A 13895-nucleotide genomic window follows, 5' to 3' on the forward strand; every position below is an offset into this window, starting at 1 on the left:
GCCGAGGAAGGAAAGAGCCGGCGATCCGGCGGCGCGCCTTGCGGCGCACGCTCCTTGGCGCGGGGGGCGTCCCGCCCCCGTCCGGCTGACGCCGGCCTCCCCCTGGGGATATTTATGGCTCGATGAGAGGGAGGGTCAGAACACCTGCTGCGCCGCCCGGCGCAGGGTGAAGCCGTGGCCACCCTGGTTGGTGCAGGTGACGCCCGACATCTCGGAGGTGCAGGTGAACGGCCCGAAGGCGATCTGCTGGCCATAGGGCAGCACGGGCGAGTCGTTGTGGATCACGGTGTCGCCGTGGCAGATCGGCTGACCCGGACCGGCCGCGCCCACCTCGAACGCGCGGCCCCAGTCGAGGTCGCAATCCGCGGGGCGCTGCGGGAAGCTGAGCGTGCCCTCGAGAATGTCGCAACGGACGGCGACGTAGTTTCGCGCATGCATCGCGCAGTGGATGTTGCCGGACGGCGAGTGGAAGGTGACGTAGTCCTGCGCCGCGACGGGCGCGGCGAGGGAGAGGCAGGGCGCGAGGGCGAGGAAGGAAAGGCGCATGGCGAAGAACTCCTGACTGAAATCGCCGCCAGCCTAGAGCCCCGGTCCCACCCCGGACAAGCGTCGCGCGAAGGTGGCGATGCGCGCGAGTGCCGCCTGCCCCTCCGGGATCGCGTCCGGCCAGAGCGGAAAGAGATGGAACATCTCCGGCGTCACGTGCAGCGAGACGCGGGCGCCCGCCAGCGCCGCCGCCCGCGCCAGCAGCAGCCCGTCGTCCAGCAGGATCTCGTCGCCCGCCAGCTCCAGGTGCAGCGGCGGCAGGCCCGAGAGGTCCGCCAGCAGCGGCGAGGCGGCCGGGTCTTCCGGCGCCATCCCCGGCATCGCCATCGCGGCGAGGCGGGCGTCGGTGGCGTCGTCGTTCATCAGGTCGGTCTCGCGCCCGCGGGTCGTGCTCCGCCCCGTGCGGTCGGTGTTGGGCGAGATCAGTGCCAGGCCCGCCGCCCTCCCCGGCCGCTGAAGCGCGACGTTCAGCGCCAGGTGCCCGCCCGCGCTGTCGCCGCCGAGGATCACCTTGCCGTCGAGGGCATCCAGCGCCGCCAGCGCGTCGTCCAGCATCGCCGGCCAGGGATGCTCCGGCGCCAGCCGATAGCCGGGCAGCACCACCCGCACGTTCCCCGCCGCCAGCCCGTGCGCCAGCGCCAGATGCGTCCCGGGCGCACCGAAGACATAGCCGCCGCCGTGGAACCACAGCAGCGTCGGCCCCTGCCCCACGGCCAATGCCTCCACCGGGCCGAGGCGCAGCGCTTCCGCACCGGGCTGTGGACCGGCGAGGCGCGCGAAACCGGCCCTCATCTCGTCGGGGCTGTCGCCGAGGTCGGTGGCCGCGATGAGCGCCACGACGTCGCCGAAGGTGCGGGGGCGTCTGTCCATGGGGTCTCCAACGACCGGCTCCGCGGTCCCGGTTCCCGCCTGCCGCGCGGCGCGATTGACGGCCCGCCCCGGCTCTGCCACTCCGCGCCCCATGCTGAAGATCGCGGACATCTCCTATTCGGTCGAGGGCCGGCCCCTGTTCGAGGGTGCCTCGGCGACGATCCCCGCCGGCCACAAGGTCGGCCTCGTCGGCCGCAACGGCACCGGCAAGACCACCCTGTTCCGGCTGATCCGGGGCGAGCTGACGCTGGACGGCGGCGAGATCGAGGTGCCGAAGGGCGCCCGCATCGGCGGCGTCGCGCAGGAGGTGCCGGGGTCCGACGTCTCGCTCCTCGACACCGTGCTGGCCGCCGACACCGAGCGGGCGGCGCTGATGGCCGAAGAGGCGACAGACGCCCACCGCATCGCCGAGATCCAGACCCGCCTCGCCGACATCGACGCGTGGAGCGCGGAGGCGCGCGCCTCCACCATCCTCCGTGGCCTCGGCTTCACCCAGGACGAGGTGACGCAGCCCTGCTCGGCCTTCTCGGGCGGCTGGCGGATGCGCGTGGCGCTCGCCGCGGTCCTGTTCGCGCAGCCGGATCTCCTGCTCCTCGACGAGCCGACGAACTATCTCGACCTCGAGGGCGCGCTCTGGCTGGAGAGCTACATCGCGAAGTATCCGCACACGGTGCTGGTCGTCAGCCACGACCGCGAGCTGCTGAACCGCTCGGTCACCGGCATCCTGCACCTGGAGAACCGGACGCTCACCTACTGGACCGGGCCCTACGACCAGTTCGCCCGCCAGCGGGCCGAGCGGCGGGCCAACCTGATGGCGCAGGCGAAGAAGCAGGAGGCGGCCCGCGCCCACCTGCAATCCTTCGTCGACCGGTTCAAGGCCAAGGCGTCCAAGGCCCGGCAGGCGCAGTCCCGGGTGAAGATGCTGGAGAAGATGGAGACGATCCGCGTGCCCGAGGACGCAGCGCGCACCGTCTTCACCTTTCCAGAGCCGGAGGAGCTGTCGCCGCCCATCGTGCGGATGGAAGGCGCGGCCGTCGGCTACGGCGAGCGGACGGTCCTGTCGCGGCTCGACCTCCGGATCGACCAGGACGACCGGATCGCGCTGCTGGGCCGCAACGGCGAGGGCAAGTCGACCTTCGCCAAGCTGCTGGCCGGCAAGCTGGAGGCGATGGCAGGCCGCGTGCACGCGTCCGGCAAGCTGCGCGTCGGCTACTTCGCGCAGCACCAGGTGGACGAGCTGCGCATCGACGAGACGCCGCTGCAGCACCTGATCCGCGCCCTGCCCGAGACGCCGCAGCCGAAGCTGCGGGCGCGGCTCGCCGGCTTCGGCCTGATGGCAGCGCAGGCCGAGACCGAGGTCGGGCGCCTGTCGGGCGGCCAGAAGGCCCGGCTGTCGCTGCTGCTGGCCACCATCGAGGCGCCGCACCTCCTGATCCTCGACGAGCCGACCAACCACCTCGACATCGAGAGCCGCGAGGCGCTGATCGAGGCGCTGGCGGCCTATTCGGGCGCCGTGATCCTCGTCAGCCACGACATGCACCTGCTGTCGCTGGTCGCGGACCTGCTGTGGCTGGTGAAGGACGGCCGCGTCACGCCCTTCGAGGACGACCTCGCCGCCTATCGCCGCATGCTGCTGACGCCGGACGCGCCGGCGAAGGACAGACCGGCCCCGCCCAGGGCGCCGAAGCCGACGCGCGAGGCGATGCTGGCGCTGAAGGCCGAGGTCCGCAAATGCGAGGAGCGGGTGAACAAGATCGAGGAGATGCGCGACCGGCTGGCGAAGAAGCTGGCCGATCCCGCGCTCTACGAGGACGGCCGCGCGGGCGAGCTGGAGACCTGGAACCGCAAGTATGCCGAGGTGATGGACGGCCTGCGCCGGGCCGAGGCAATGTGGATGGCGGCGCTGGAGAAGCTGGAGAAGGCGGAAGCAGCGTGACCGTGACCGTCCGGCCAGCGACCGACGCCGACTGGCCAGCGATCTGGGCGATCGTGGAGCCGGTCGTGCGGGCGGGCGAGGCCTATACGGTCGATCCCGGCATGGGGGAGGCGGAGGCGAAGGACTTCTGGTGCGGCCCGCCCTCCACGCACGTCACGGTGGCGGAGGTGGACGGCCGGGTGCTCGGCACCGCCCACATGGGGCCGAACCGCGCGGGGCCCGGCGCCCACATCGCGAATGCCAGCTACATGGTCGCAGCGGACGCGCAGGGGCGCGGCGTGGGGCGGGCGCTGGTGGTGGACTCGCTGGAGCGGCTGGCGGCGGACGGCTTCGCCGGGCTGCAGTTCAACGCGGTGGCCGAGAGCAACCGCGGCGCGCTGAAGCTGTACGCCGACCTCGGCTTCGACATCGTGGGCACGATCCCCGGCGGCTTCGACCACCCCCGCGAGGGGCGGGTCGGCCTGCACATCCTCTACCGCCCCCTTCCCTGAGATCCTGCCGATGCCGATGCCCTGGACCTACCGCCACGCGAGCGCCGAGTGGCGGCGGTTCCTGGACGACTTTCGCGCCGAGACGGACCTCGTCTCGGACAATTCCGCCTACACCGCGATCCAGGGCGTCCTCCACGCCTTCCGCCGTCGGCTGACGGTGGCCGAGGCGCTGGGCTTCGCGGACATGTTGCCGGCGGTGGTGCGGGCGATCTTCGTCGAAGGGTGGGACACGGGCGCGCCGACGGCCGCGCCCGGCACCCGCGCCGACTGGACGGCGGAGGCCAGGGCGCTGCGGCCCGACCACAACCTGACGCCGGACAATGCGGTCGAGGCCTGCGCCGTCGCGCTGCGCCGGCAGGTCCGGGCGCCCGACATCGACCGGGCGCTGGCGCGGCTGCCGCCCTTCGCAAGTGAGTTCTGGTCCACGCCCTCGCACCCCTCGGGCATCGCCGCGCGGATCGGCTAGGCTGCCTCCGCCGCCGTTCGGCGGATCCGCTCCACCATCGCGCGCAGCCCGTTGGAGCGCTGCGACGACAGGTGGCCCTGCAGGCCGAGCCGCCCCAGCTCGCCCTCGGCGTCCAGCCCCGGCACCTCGGCCACCGGCACCCCGGCATAGAGCGCGTGCAGGATGGCGATCAGGCCGTTCACGATCATCGCGTCGGATTCGCCGGCGAAGTCGTAGCGCCCGGCCTCGATCCGCGGCACCAGCCAGACCTGGCTGGCGCAGCCCTTCACCTTCGTCGCCGGCACCTTCAGCGCGTCGTCGAGCGGCGGCATCTCGCGGCCGAGCTCGATGACGTGCCGGTATCGCTCTTCCCAGTCGTCCAGGAAGGCGAAGGTCTCGGCGATCTCCTCGAAGGCCTCGGTGGCCATGGGTCTTCCCCCAAATCCTGCTGCGGCCCGTAACGCTGAGGCCCGTGTCGCTGAGGCCCCGACATAGGAGCCGCGGGAGAGGGCGTCCAGCCCGGCGCTTCCCATGCGGCCGGGTTTCGGCTACCCCCGGTCGGGCGACCCCAAGACGAAGACACCGATGCGCACCCTGCCCCTTCTCCTCGCCTTCGCCGCCCTCGGCGCCGCCCCCGGTTGCGCCCGGCTGGCGAATTCGCCGCTCAACCCGTTCGGCTGGTTCGGCGGCTCGACCGAGGTGATGGCCACTGCGCCGGACCCCGCCACGCGCCGCCCCCTCGTGACGACGGCAGACGTGGCGGTGGTCGCCGACACCCGGCCCGCCATCGCACAGGTGGACGAGATGAGTGTGGAGCGCACGCCCCGCGGCGCCATCGTCCGCGCCACCGGCACCGCCGCGACGCAGGGCGTCTACAACGCCGACCTCGTGCCCCGCGGGGTCTCCGGCGGGACGCTGGTGCTGGAGTTCCGGGTGGAACAGCCGCCGCAGGTACCGCCCGGCGGACCGGAGCGGACCCGCACGGTGACGGTGGCGCGCTCGTTCGAGGCGCGCGAGCTGGCCGGGATCAGCGCGATCCGGGTGGTCGGTCAGACGAACGGACGCGAAGCGCGGCGCTGACGGTAGGACACGCACGTGGCGCCGAGCCGAGGCGCGAACGGGCGCAGGGCGCAGCGCCGAATTCCCCGGCGCGAGGGGCGCAGAGCACGGCGCCGGCCCCCCGAAATACCCGCCCCGGGCCTGACCCGGGGCCTCTCCGATCAGGGCGCTCCCGTGCCGTCGGGGCCCCGACTCAGGGCCGGGGCGGGGCGATCGAACGCCGCCCCTACAGCGCCACCGTCACCACGTTCGGCCCCTTCGCCGCGAGCGCCACCTTGCCCTCGCACAGCATCAGCGCCTCGGCGCCGAAAACCTCGTGACGCCAGCCGTTCAGCGCCGCCACGTCCCGCTCGCCGCTGGCGATCGCGTCGAGGTCGGCGGCCGAGGCGATCAGCTTCGCCGCCACGTTCTCCCGCTCGGCCCGTGCCTTCAGCAGCACGCGCAGAAGGTCCGCCAGCGCCGGGTTCACCTGCTGCTGCTCGCGCGTGCGGTCCGGGCGCGGCTGGTCCTCGGGCGGCGTCTCGAGACCGGCCTTCACCGCGGCGAGGATGCCGTCCGCGATGTCCCCCCGCCGCGCCTCGCGCAGCAGCAGGCGCGAGCGGCCGAGGTCCTTCTCGGTGGTCGGCTTGGTCGAGGCGAGCTCGACCAGCGCGTCGTCCTTGAACACGCGGCTGCGGGGCACGTCGCGGGTCTGGGCATAGACCTCGCGGAACTTCGCCAGCTCGCGCACGATGGCCAGGAAGCGGCCGGAGTTGGTGCGCGTCTTCACCCGCTGCCACGCCTCGTCGGGATCGACGCGGTAGGTGGCGGGGTCGGTCAGCACCCCCATCTCCTCCTCGACCCAGCGGGCGCGGCCGGTGCGGTCCAGCCGCTCCGACAGTTCCTCGTAGATCACCCGCAGATGCGTCACGTCCGCCAGCGCGTAGCGCAGCTGCGCCTCGGTCAGCGGCCGCCGCGACCAGTCGGTGAAGCGCGAGGACTTGTCGATCTCGGCCTTGGCGATTTTGCGCACCAGCGTCTCGTAGCCGACCTGCTCGCCGTAGCCGCAGACCATCGCCGCGACCTGCGTGTCGAACAGCGGCGCCGGGATCACGCCGCGGTCGACGAAGAAGATCTCCAGATCCTGCCGCGCGGCGTGGAACACCTTCACGACGCCGGGATCGCGGAACAGGTCGTACAGGGGATCGAGGCTCAGCCCCTCGACCAGCGGATCGACGAGCACCGCGCTGTCCTCGTCCTCGCCGGGATGGGCGAGCTGGATCAGGCAGAGCTTGGAATAGTAGGTCCGCTCGCGCAGGAACTCGGTATCGACGGTGACGTAGGGGTGGCCGGCCGCGCGAGCGCAGAACGCGGCCAGCGCGTCGGTGGTGGTGATCGTCTGCATCTGGTCCTGTCGCTCGGTTCTTCTTGATCCCGCGCCGGCGGTTCCCGGCTTTTAGGCCGTCGCGCGCGCCAAGGAAAGGCGTCGGCAGCGCCTCAGAGGAGGACCGGAGTCGTGTCGCCGGCGGCGAAGCGGCGCAGGACGGCCGGGTAGAGCCGATGCTCCAGCCGCAGCACCCGCGCGGCGAGCGCCTCCGGCGTCTCGCCCGGGATCACGTCGAGCGACGCCTGTCCCAGGACCGGGCCGTCGTCGAGTGCCGCGGTCACCTCGTGCACGGTGCAGCCGTGGCGGGCATCGCCCTCGGCCAGCGCACGGGCGTGGGTATCGAGGCCGCGGTGCCTCGGCAGCAGCGAGGGGTGGATGTTCAGCATCCTGCCTTCCCACCCGGCGACGAAGTCGCCCGACAGGACGCGCATGAACCCGGCGAGGCAGACGATCTCGGCCCGCGCGGCGCGCAGGACGCGGTCGAGCTCGGCCTCGAAGCCGGCCCGGCCGCCGTGGGCCCGGTGATCGACGACGAAGGTCGGCACGTTCAGCCTGCGCGCCTTGGCGAGGCCGCCCGCCTCCGGCACGTTCGAGACCACCAGCACCGGCTGCGCCGGATGGCCCTTGTCGGCCATGTCCTCGACCAGGCGGGCCATGTTCGATCCCGACCCCGAGATCAGGATCGCGGTGCGTTTCCTCACGCCAGCGCACCCTCGTAGGTCACGCCCTGCCCCGCCGTGACGGTGCCGAGCCGGTGGACCGCCTCGCCCTCGCCTTCCAGCAGCGCCGCCACCGCGTCGGCCCGCGCGGCGTCGGCGACCACGACCATGCCGATCCCGGCGTTGAAGGTCTTCAGCAGCTCCGCCGTCTCCAGCCCGCCCTCCTGCGCCAGCCAGGCGAAGACCGGCGGCAGGCGCCACGCGGAAAGGTCGATCGTCGCGCCCAGGCCCTCGGGCAGGACCCGCGGCAGGTTCTCGGTCAGCCCGCCACCGGTGATGTGGGCGAGCGCGCGCACGCCCCCCGCCCGGATCGCCGCCAGCGCCGGCCGGACATAGAGCCGCGTCGGCGTCAGGAGCGCGGGCCCGAGCGGTCCGTCGGCGAACGGCGCCGGGTCGGTCCAGCCGAGGCCCGCTCCCTCCACGATCCGCCGCACCAGCGAATATCCGTTGGAATGGACCCCGTCCGCGGCCAGCCCCAGCAGCACGTTGCCCTCCGCCACGCCGGCCGGCAGCGCCGTCCCCCGCTCCATCGCCCCGACCGCGAAGCCGGCGAGGTCGAAGTCGCCGCCGTGATACATGCCCGGCATCTCGGCCGTCTCGCCGCCGATCAGCGCGCAGCCCGAGGCGCGGCAGCCGGCCGCGATCCCCTCGACGATGCGGGCGGCGGCGTCGACCTCCAGCTTGCCGGTGGCGAAGTAGTCGAGGAAGAACAGCGGCTCCGCGCCCTGGCAGACGAGGTCGTTCACGCACATCGCGACGAGGTCGATGCCGATCGTATCGACCTCCCCCGTCTCGATCGCGATCCGCAGCTTGGTGCCCACCCCGTCCGTCGCCGCGACGAGGACCGGATCGGTGTAGCCCGCGGCCTTGAGGTCGAAGAGCGCGCCGAAGCCGCCGAGGCCGGACACCGTACCCGGCCGGTCGGTGGACTTCGCCGCGGGCTTGATCCGTTCGACCAGGGCGTTGCCGGCGTCGATGTCCACGCCCGCCTGAGCATAGGTGAGCCCGTTCTTGCCCGTCATCGCAGCCCCCGTCCGTCGGTCGCGGCCCGCCTAGCGCAGCGGCCCCGCCTTTTCCAGCGGCAACTTGACCGTGCGGGGGGCGGCGGTCATAGGTCGGGCGGGGGCCCGTAGCTCAACGGTCAGAGCAGACCGCTCATAACGGTTTGGTTGCAGGTTCGAATCCTGCCGGGCCTACCAGGGGTGCAACGGCGTGCCGCGAACCTCCGGCGCTGCCCCGATCGAACGGGAAGCCACGAAACGCCGACCGCGACAGTCGTCCTCGCCGCCTTCTCCAGCGACCAGCGGCCAGCGACGGGCCGCGACCGCCCCTGGGTGGGCGCCTCGCAGCGCCGGTGACGCGCGTTTTATCCCTCCACACCGGACGACGCTCCTGTCTCGCAGAACGCCGCGGGGGCGCCCGCCCCCCGGGAGGGGCGGGCGCGGCCCGTCGCTGGTCGCGCCGGGCGGGCGGGTCGCGGGGACGGCGCATTTGTCGCGAGGTCAGTCAGAAGCGCCGCTTGGACGTGACGCAATCGGACCGGGCAGGATCGGTCGGCCTCACCGGCACCGCCCCCCTCACCGCGCGATCACCAGATCCGCCTTCAGCCCCCCCAGCCGCTCGCTCTCGCCCAGCCGCAGCGCGCCGCCATGCGCCCGCGCGATGTCGGCCACGATGGCGAGGCCCAGCCCCACCCCCGAGCCACGGTCCTGGTTCCGGGCGGGATCCAGCCGGGTGAACGGCCGGATCGCCTCGCCCCGCGCCTCGGGCGGGATGCCGGGCCCGTCATCCTCCACCGTCAGCCGCACCGACTTCTCTCCGAACGCCACCGCCACCTCGGCGCGGGTGCCGTGGCGCAGGGCGTTCGACAGCAGATTCTCCAGCGCCCGCCGCACCGCCACGGGCCGCAGCGCCACCTCCGCCGCCTCCCCCTCCACCGGCCGCAGCGCCGCCGCCGCGCCGGTCCTCACCGCGTCCGCCACCACCGACGCCGCGATCTCCGCGGGATCGCCGCGCCCCATCTCGCCCTCCGCGTCGCCGCGGGCGAAGTCGAGAAAGGCGTCGGTCAGCCTCTGCATCTCCTCCACGTCGCGGATCAGCGGCGCCGCCTCGTCCTCCGGCAGCATCGAAAGGCCGAGGCGCAGCCGCGTCAGCGGCGTGCGCAGATCGTGGCTCACCCCCGACAGCATCATCGTGCGCGTCTCGCGCTGCCGCTCGATCCGGTTGCGCATGTCGAGGAACGCGGCCCCCGCCGCCCGCACCTCCGTCGCCCCCGACGGCGCGTAGGGCACGATCCGCCCGCGGCCGAACTCGGTCGCCGCCGCCGCCATCCGCTTGATCGGCCGCAGCTGGTTGCGCAGGAAGACGTACGCGATCCCCGTCATCAGCAGCGCCAGGCCCAGCGTCAGCACCAGCAGCTGGTGCGGGTTCGACGCCGACACCCGCGCCCGATCGAAGCGCACCTCCATCACCCCCTGCGGCACCTCGATCCAGAGATCCACCACCTGGCTGTCCGGCAACCGCGCGGCGAGCAGCCCCGGCAGCCCCTCGCGCAGGACCGCCACCACCCGCGGCGCCGTCAGGTCGCGCCAGCGCCAGCTGTCGGCCGCCGGCGCCGGTCCCGCCGGCAGCGTCACCGACAGGTCGAGCGCGGCCGACACTTCCGCGACCTCGCGCAGTGCGCGCTCCGCCGTCCCCGCAGCCGACACCTCGTCCACGAGGTAGCGCAGCTCGTACAGCACCGATCGCGTCATCTGCCGCGTGACGTCCGCGAAGTGCCGCTGCACGAACCCGACCGAGAAGGTGAGCTGCAGGATCACCACCGGCACCACGAGGATCAGCGCGGCGCGTCCGTAGAGGTTGCGCGGCAGCCCGTTCTTGAGCCAGTCCAGTGCCATGGCCGGACGCTAGCCCCGGCCCCGCGACAGAGAAAGGGGGAACGCATGGACGAGCCACGGGCGGACCGCCCCGTCGAGCTGTCGCCCGGACTGGTGCGCCTCGTCGCGCCCAACCCCTCGCCGATGACGTACTGGGGGACGAACACCTATCTCCTCGGCACCCGGTCGGTCGCGGTGATCGATCCCGGTCCGGACGACCCGGCGCACATGGCCGCGATTCTCGGCGTGCTGGACGGCCGCCCGGTGTCGCACATCCTCGTCACCCACGCCCACGGCGACCATTCCGCCCTCGCCCCCCGCCTCGCGGCCAGGACCGGCGCTCCCATGCTCGCCTGGGGCCGCGCCACCGACGGGCGGAGCCCGGCGATGCAGGCGCTGGCCGGCACGGGCGCGCTCGGCGGCGGCGAGGGCCTCGACCGCGGCTTCGTGCCCGACCGGACCGTGGCGGACGGCGAGGGTGTGTCCGGTGACGGCTGGGACCTGCGCGTCCTGCACACACCAGGCCACCTCGGCAGCCACATCTGCCTGCTGTACCGGGACGCCGCCTTCACCGGCGACCACGTCATGGGCTGGGCCTCGACCCTGATCTCGCCGCCGGACGGCGACCTGACCGACTTCATGGCCTCGTGCGAGCGCCTCCTCGCCACCGGCGCCCGCCGCTACCTGCCCGGCCACGGCCCGGCGATCGACGACGGCCCCGCCCGCACCCGCTGGCTGATGGACCACCGCCGCATGCGGGAGGCCGAGATCCTCGCCGTCCTCGCAACCGGCCCCGCCACCGCCGCCACCCTCGCCGCCCGCCTCTACGTGGACACGCCGCCCGCCCTCCTGCCCGCCGCTGCCCGCAACGTCCTCGCCCATCTCGTTGACCTCATGCGGAAATCCACCGTCCGCCCCGACGGACCGGCTGCGCCCGACACTGCCTGGCGCCTGACCTGACGCCACCCCCGATTTTTCGCCCCCGCCCCTCTGGACGCCCCCGAGCCCCCTTGCTATATCGCGCCCCGGTGTTCCGGCGTAGCTCAGCGGTAGAGCAGTTGACTGTTAATCAATTGGTCGTAGGTTCGATCCCTACCGCCGGAGCCAACTCCCCAGTAAGCCTCTGAAATTATAGGATTTCCGAGTTCCAGCATCGAAGCTCGACGACGAGGTGCACATTCGGGTGCACACGGCGGAGCACAACGTGCGCACAGGAGGGCATTCCCACGCCCCGGAATCGGAGCTTGCCGCCCCACCTCGAAAGCCGCCGAACCGGTTATTGCTGGCGCAGACGTCTGCCCCGTTACCTGATGAAGAAGGACAACCCCGGCTCTGCGTCCGAGGACGACAGATCCGAACCCCATCGAAAAAAGTCGTTCCTCCGGTTTTCGCTGCGCACCCATCTCCCGGCCGACGCGAAGATCCTGGCCCGCCGCCTCACCGAGATGAGCGATCTGGTCTTCGCCGCGGATCCGGCGCGCGTCGGAAAGGTGCTGCGCGACAGCGCGACCTTCTCGTTGAGATCGATACTCCTGAGGATCGGTATGCGGCATCGCTCCGCTGGCACGGCGCGCGACTGAGTGACCTCGCCGCCACCCTGCCGACCTGAAGTCTGGGTCCCCGATCTTCGGATTGGGGCCGCCACTCCGGCATCGGCCCGGCTCGCTCGAGCCGCTCAGATTCCGGTATCCGAAAAGGGACAATCTGAATGCATCTCAGCGCCAGCAAGATCGCAATTATTCAAGACCTCAAAACACGTAGCCTCCGAGCTTATCACGACCAGGCCTTCCTCTGGTCGAAGTCGCCGACCGACGTAGGCAGCGCTGACGAAGTAGCGGATTTCTACACCGTCACCCTCATCCGGTTCATCGAGTTTCTCGAAACGTCGTCGGCCCATCAGCGGCTTGATCTGATGGCCCGGTCGCACCAAGGCATTTATTCAGGGGGTAATGGTCGGTCGTGTCTGGGAACTGGTTGAAATTCTCGACCGTCGTTCTCCGAGCGTGATGACTTCGGCCTGTTCAGGCGGCTTGGTCAAGGGCGAAGGGGTTCGATGGGCTGAGACAGGGTCTCCCACCCGTCGACTTGCGCATGCAGATCTGGCCGGAGGCGAGAAGCGCCCAGAGCAGCATGGGCACGGTCTCGGTGCAGGGCAGGACGGTCTGGGTCTTGATGCGGCGTCGGAATTCCTCGTTGAACCGCTCGATGGCGTTGGTTGTCCGCGCCGATTTCCATTGCGACGGATCGAGGCGGGTGTAGGCGAACAGCCGCTCCCCGGCTTCCTAGAGGCTGTCGGCGACGGCCCGGCACTTGAGGCGCCATTTGCGCAGGAACGCCTTGCGGCGGCTCTCCACCTCGGCGGCAGTCGCGGCGTAGATCATGTCGCGGTAATCCTCGGTCAGCTCGTCATGCAGGTGCTTGGGCGCGTGTCCGAGCAGGTTGCGGTGCTTGTGCACGGTGCAGCGCTGGATCGGCAACTCGGCGCCCCAGAGCGCGGTGAGCGCGGCCTCGAGCCCCGGCGCGCCGTCCACGATGACGAAGTCGGGGCGCTTCAGCCCGCGGGCGTCGAGATCGTCGAGGAACTGGCGCCACGCCCCGGTGCTCTCCCCGCCCATGTGCCGGATGGACAGCAGGATCTTCTGGCCGTCGCGGCGCACGCCAATGGCCGCCAGCACGGAGATGTTCGTGGCCTTATTGTCCAGCCGGGTCCGGATCACCGTGCCGTCGAGGATCAGGCGGACGATGTCTTCCTCGGCGAGGCTGCGCGCACACCATGCGTCCCAGTCGACCTTCACCTTCCGCCAGGCCCGGCTGACGACGTCCTTGCCGACCGCGCCCTGGAACAGGCCGTAAAGCGCCCGCTTCACCCGCCGTGTGTTGGTCCCGGCGAGGTAGACCGCGGCGATCAGCGCCTCGGCGCGCTTCGTCAGCCGCTGGTAGCGCGGCAGCGCCTTCGAGCGCCATTTCGTGGTCTTGCCGTCCTCGCCCTCAATACGGGCGCGGGGCACGCTGACGATCTCCGTGCCGAACGTGCCGACCAGTTCGCGCTCGCGACGGCCGTGGCGATAGCTCTGGCCGCGGAGGGCACCGCGCCGAAGACGGTGATGATCGACGCGACCTACCTGAAGGCCCATCGCACGGCACCGAGCCTGTCGCCTGACGTGACAGGCGATGACTACCGCGGACGTGCCGGAGACCCCGGCCGTCCGATGGCCGCTCGCACAGCTGGCCCCAAGAAAAAGGGCCCCCGAAGGGGCCCTGAGGTTCGCTGATCAGGCTCGATTTGTTGGTACCGCCCGGTTTTCTGCCTGCGGCCCGATCCGCGCCGGGGCGGGCAGAGCCCGCGCCGGATCTCGTTGTCTCAGCCCGGGATGTCCCGGGGGTCGTGACCATAGGTGTTGCGCTCGCGGATCTGCCCGTCCTCGCCCTGCAGGTACGCCTCGCACTTCGCTCCGCGGGCGAGGCGCTTGCACTCCTCCCACGCCTCCGCCTGCGTTCCGTGGACCGAACTCGCCCGGCTCGCGCCCTCGCGCTTCACCTGCCAGCCGTCCTCGTGCCTGGTCGTCCAGTAGTCGCCATCGGCCATG

Annotated in this window: 15 protein-coding genes, 2 tRNA genes and 2 pseudogenes; 10 read left to right on the plus strand and 9 right to left on the minus strand. The window is 71.8% G+C overall.

What is annotated here, in order from left to right:
- Positions 1-135: 135 nt before the first annotated feature.
- A complete protein-coding gene (locus A37W_RS0102910; protein ID WP_018301526.1) occupies positions 136-546 on the minus strand; it encodes a DUF6636 domain-containing protein in 411 nt (136 codons plus the stop codon).
- Positions 547-579: 33 nt separating this feature from the next.
- Entirely contained in the window at positions 580-1416 is an 837-nt protein-coding gene (locus A37W_RS20830) for an alpha/beta hydrolase fold domain-containing protein (RefSeq protein ID WP_018301527.1), read from the minus strand.
- Between the two features lie 91 nt (positions 1417-1507).
- Here A37W_RS20830 and A37W_RS0102920 point away from each other — a divergent pair, with 91 nt between their 5' ends.
- From A37W_RS0102920 to A37W_RS0102930, 3 genes are read left to right on the plus strand one after another with little or no spacing between them, the layout of a single operon-like run.
- Positions 1508-3352 carry an ABC-F family ATP-binding cassette domain-containing protein gene (locus A37W_RS0102920; protein ID WP_018301528.1) on the plus strand — a complete coding sequence of 615 codons (1845 nt, stop codon included), beginning with the start codon at positions 1508-1510 and terminating at the stop codon, positions 3350-3352.
- A complete protein-coding gene (locus A37W_RS0102925) occupies positions 3349-3843 on the plus strand; it encodes a GNAT family N-acetyltransferase (RefSeq protein WP_018301529.1) in 495 nt (164 codons plus the stop codon). Before A37W_RS0102920 ends, A37W_RS0102925 begins: the two co-directional genes overlap by 4 nt.
- Positions 3844-3859: 16 nt before the next feature.
- Entirely contained in the window at positions 3860-4309 is a 450-nt protein-coding gene (locus A37W_RS0102930; protein WP_229666013.1) for a DUF2267 domain-containing protein, read from the plus strand.
- Here A37W_RS0102930 and A37W_RS0102935 read toward each other — a convergent pair.
- Positions 4306-4716 (minus strand): SufE family protein, encoded by a 411-nt coding sequence (locus A37W_RS0102935; protein ID WP_018301531.1) that lies wholly within the window; start codon positions 4714-4716, stop codon positions 4306-4308. The genes A37W_RS0102930 and A37W_RS0102935 overlap by 4 nt on opposite strands.
- A 157-nt stretch (positions 4717-4873) precedes the next feature.
- Here A37W_RS0102935 and A37W_RS22670 point away from each other — a divergent pair, with 157 nt between their 5' ends.
- Positions 4874-5368, plus strand: a complete 495-nt coding sequence (locus A37W_RS22670) for a hypothetical protein (RefSeq protein ID WP_047772325.1) — start codon at positions 4874-4876, stop codon at positions 5366-5368.
- 205 nt (positions 5369-5573) lie between these two features.
- Here the strand turns inward: A37W_RS22670 and rnd are convergent, their stop codons facing one another.
- The 3 genes from rnd to purM form a co-directional block, all read right to left on the minus strand.
- The gene (gene rnd, locus A37W_RS0102945) at positions 5574-6731 is read right to left on the minus strand and encodes a ribonuclease D (RefSeq protein WP_018301533.1); all 1158 of its coding nucleotides are present in this window, start codon (positions 6729-6731) and stop codon (positions 5574-5576) included.
- A 92-nt stretch (positions 6732-6823) separates the two neighbouring features.
- Positions 6824-7414: a phosphoribosylglycinamide formyltransferase gene (purN, locus tag A37W_RS0102950; protein ID WP_018301534.1), complete on the minus strand. Its 591-nt coding sequence runs from the start codon at positions 7412-7414 to the stop codon at positions 6824-6826.
- Positions 7411-8454: a phosphoribosylformylglycinamidine cyclo-ligase gene (purM, locus tag A37W_RS0102955; protein ID WP_018301535.1), complete on the minus strand. Its 1044-nt coding sequence runs from the start codon at positions 8452-8454 to the stop codon at positions 7411-7413. The genes purN and purM overlap by 4 nt, the downstream gene beginning before the upstream one ends.
- Before the next feature lie 101 nt (positions 8455-8555).
- On the opposite strand from purM, the gene A37W_RS0102960 reads away from it, so the two are divergent.
- A tRNA-Ile gene (locus A37W_RS0102960) sits at positions 8556-8631 on the plus strand.
- A gap of 378 nt (positions 8632-9009) precedes the next feature.
- On the opposite strand, the gene A37W_RS0102965 is transcribed toward A37W_RS0102960, so the two are convergent.
- Positions 9010-10329 carry an ATP-binding protein gene (locus tag A37W_RS0102965; RefSeq protein ID WP_018301536.1) on the minus strand — a complete coding sequence of 440 codons (1320 nt, stop codon included), beginning with the start codon at positions 10327-10329 and terminating at the stop codon, positions 9010-9012.
- Positions 10330-10374: 45 nt separating this feature from the next.
- On the opposite strand from A37W_RS0102965, the gene A37W_RS0102970 reads away from it, so the two are divergent.
- From A37W_RS0102970 to A37W_RS23630, 4 genes are all read left to right on the plus strand, one after another.
- Positions 10375-11268: an MBL fold metallo-hydrolase gene (locus tag A37W_RS0102970; protein ID WP_018301537.1), complete on the plus strand. Its 894-nt coding sequence runs from the start codon at positions 10375-10377 to the stop codon at positions 11266-11268.
- A 72-nt stretch (positions 11269-11340) separates the two neighbouring features.
- Positions 11341-11415, plus strand: a tRNA-Asn gene (locus tag A37W_RS0102975).
- 203 nt (positions 11416-11618) lie between these two features.
- A complete protein-coding gene (locus A37W_RS0102980) occupies positions 11619-11888 on the plus strand; it encodes a hypothetical protein (RefSeq protein WP_018301538.1) in 270 nt (89 codons plus the stop codon).
- Between the two features lie 128 nt (positions 11889-12016).
- Positions 12017-12286 carry a hypothetical protein gene (locus tag A37W_RS23630; RefSeq protein WP_156169395.1) on the plus strand — a complete coding sequence of 90 codons (270 nt, stop codon included), beginning with the start codon at positions 12017-12019 and terminating at the stop codon, positions 12284-12286.
- 56 nt (positions 12287-12342) lie between these two features.
- On the opposite strand, the pseudogene A37W_RS20840 reads toward A37W_RS23630, so the two are convergent.
- Positions 12343-13376: pseudogene (locus A37W_RS20840) on the minus strand (IS256 family transposase); the annotation flags it as partial.
- On the opposite strand from A37W_RS20840, the pseudogene A37W_RS24205 reads away from it, so the two are divergent.
- A pseudogene (locus A37W_RS24205) lies at positions 13368-13496 on the plus strand (IS5/IS1182 family transposase); the annotation flags it as partial. The pseudogenes A37W_RS20840 and A37W_RS24205 overlap by 9 nt on opposite strands.
- A 173-nt stretch (positions 13497-13669) precedes the next feature.
- Here the strand turns inward: A37W_RS24205 and A37W_RS0102990 are convergent.
- Complete coding sequence (locus A37W_RS0102990; protein WP_026198257.1) at positions 13670-13894, minus strand: DUF2188 domain-containing protein; 225 nt, start codon at positions 13892-13894, stop codon at positions 13670-13672.
- Position 13895 lies beyond the last annotated feature (1 nt).

The organism is Wenxinia marina DSM 24838, assembly GCF_000379485.1.
Lineage (GTDB): Bacteria > Pseudomonadota > Alphaproteobacteria > Rhodobacterales > Rhodobacteraceae > Wenxinia > Wenxinia marina.

What these genes read in the sequence shown, in the direction of transcription:
- purM (WP_018301535.1), bottom strand. Translation starts at nt 8,454, where the DNA reads ATGACGGGCAAGAACGGGCTCACCTATGCTCAGGCGGGCGTGGACATC.
- A37W_RS0102990 (WP_026198257.1), bottom strand. Translation starts at nt 13,894, where the DNA reads ATGGCCGATGGCGACTACTGGACGACCAGGCACGAGGACGGCTGGCAG.
- A37W_RS0102930 (WP_229666013.1), top strand. Translation starts at nt 3,860, where the DNA reads ATGCCCTGGACCTACCGCCACGCGAGCGCCGAGTGGCGGCGGTTCCTG.
- A37W_RS0102965 (WP_018301536.1), bottom strand. Translation starts at nt 10,329, where the DNA reads ATGGCACTGGACTGGCTCAAGAACGGGCTGCCGCGCAACCTCTACGGA.
- A37W_RS20830 (WP_018301527.1), bottom strand. Translation starts at nt 1,416, where the DNA reads ATGGACAGACGCCCCCGCACCTTCGGCGACGTCGTGGCGCTCATCGCG.
- A37W_RS0102935 (WP_018301531.1), bottom strand. Translation starts at nt 4,716, where the DNA reads ATGGCCACCGAGGCCTTCGAGGAGATCGCCGAGACCTTCGCCTTCCTG.
- A37W_RS0102920 (WP_018301528.1), top strand. Translation starts at nt 1,508, where the DNA reads ATGCTGAAGATCGCGGACATCTCCTATTCGGTCGAGGGCCGGCCCCTG.
- A37W_RS0102910 (WP_018301526.1), bottom strand. Translation starts at nt 546, where the DNA reads ATGCGCCTTTCCTTCCTCGCCCTCGCGCCCTGCCTCTCCCTCGCCGCG.
- A37W_RS0102970 (WP_018301537.1), top strand. Translation starts at nt 10,375, where the DNA reads ATGGACGAGCCACGGGCGGACCGCCCCGTCGAGCTGTCGCCCGGACTG.
- A37W_RS22670 (WP_047772325.1), top strand. Translation starts at nt 4,874, where the DNA reads ATGCGCACCCTGCCCCTTCTCCTCGCCTTCGCCGCCCTCGGCGCCGCC.
- A37W_RS0102980 (WP_018301538.1), top strand. Translation starts at nt 11,619, where the DNA reads ATGAAGAAGGACAACCCCGGCTCTGCGTCCGAGGACGACAGATCCGAA.
- A37W_RS23630 (WP_156169395.1), top strand. Translation starts at nt 12,017, where the DNA reads ATGCATCTCAGCGCCAGCAAGATCGCAATTATTCAAGACCTCAAAACA.
- rnd (WP_018301533.1), bottom strand. Translation starts at nt 6,731, where the DNA reads ATGCAGACGATCACCACCACCGACGCGCTGGCCGCGTTCTGCGCTCGC.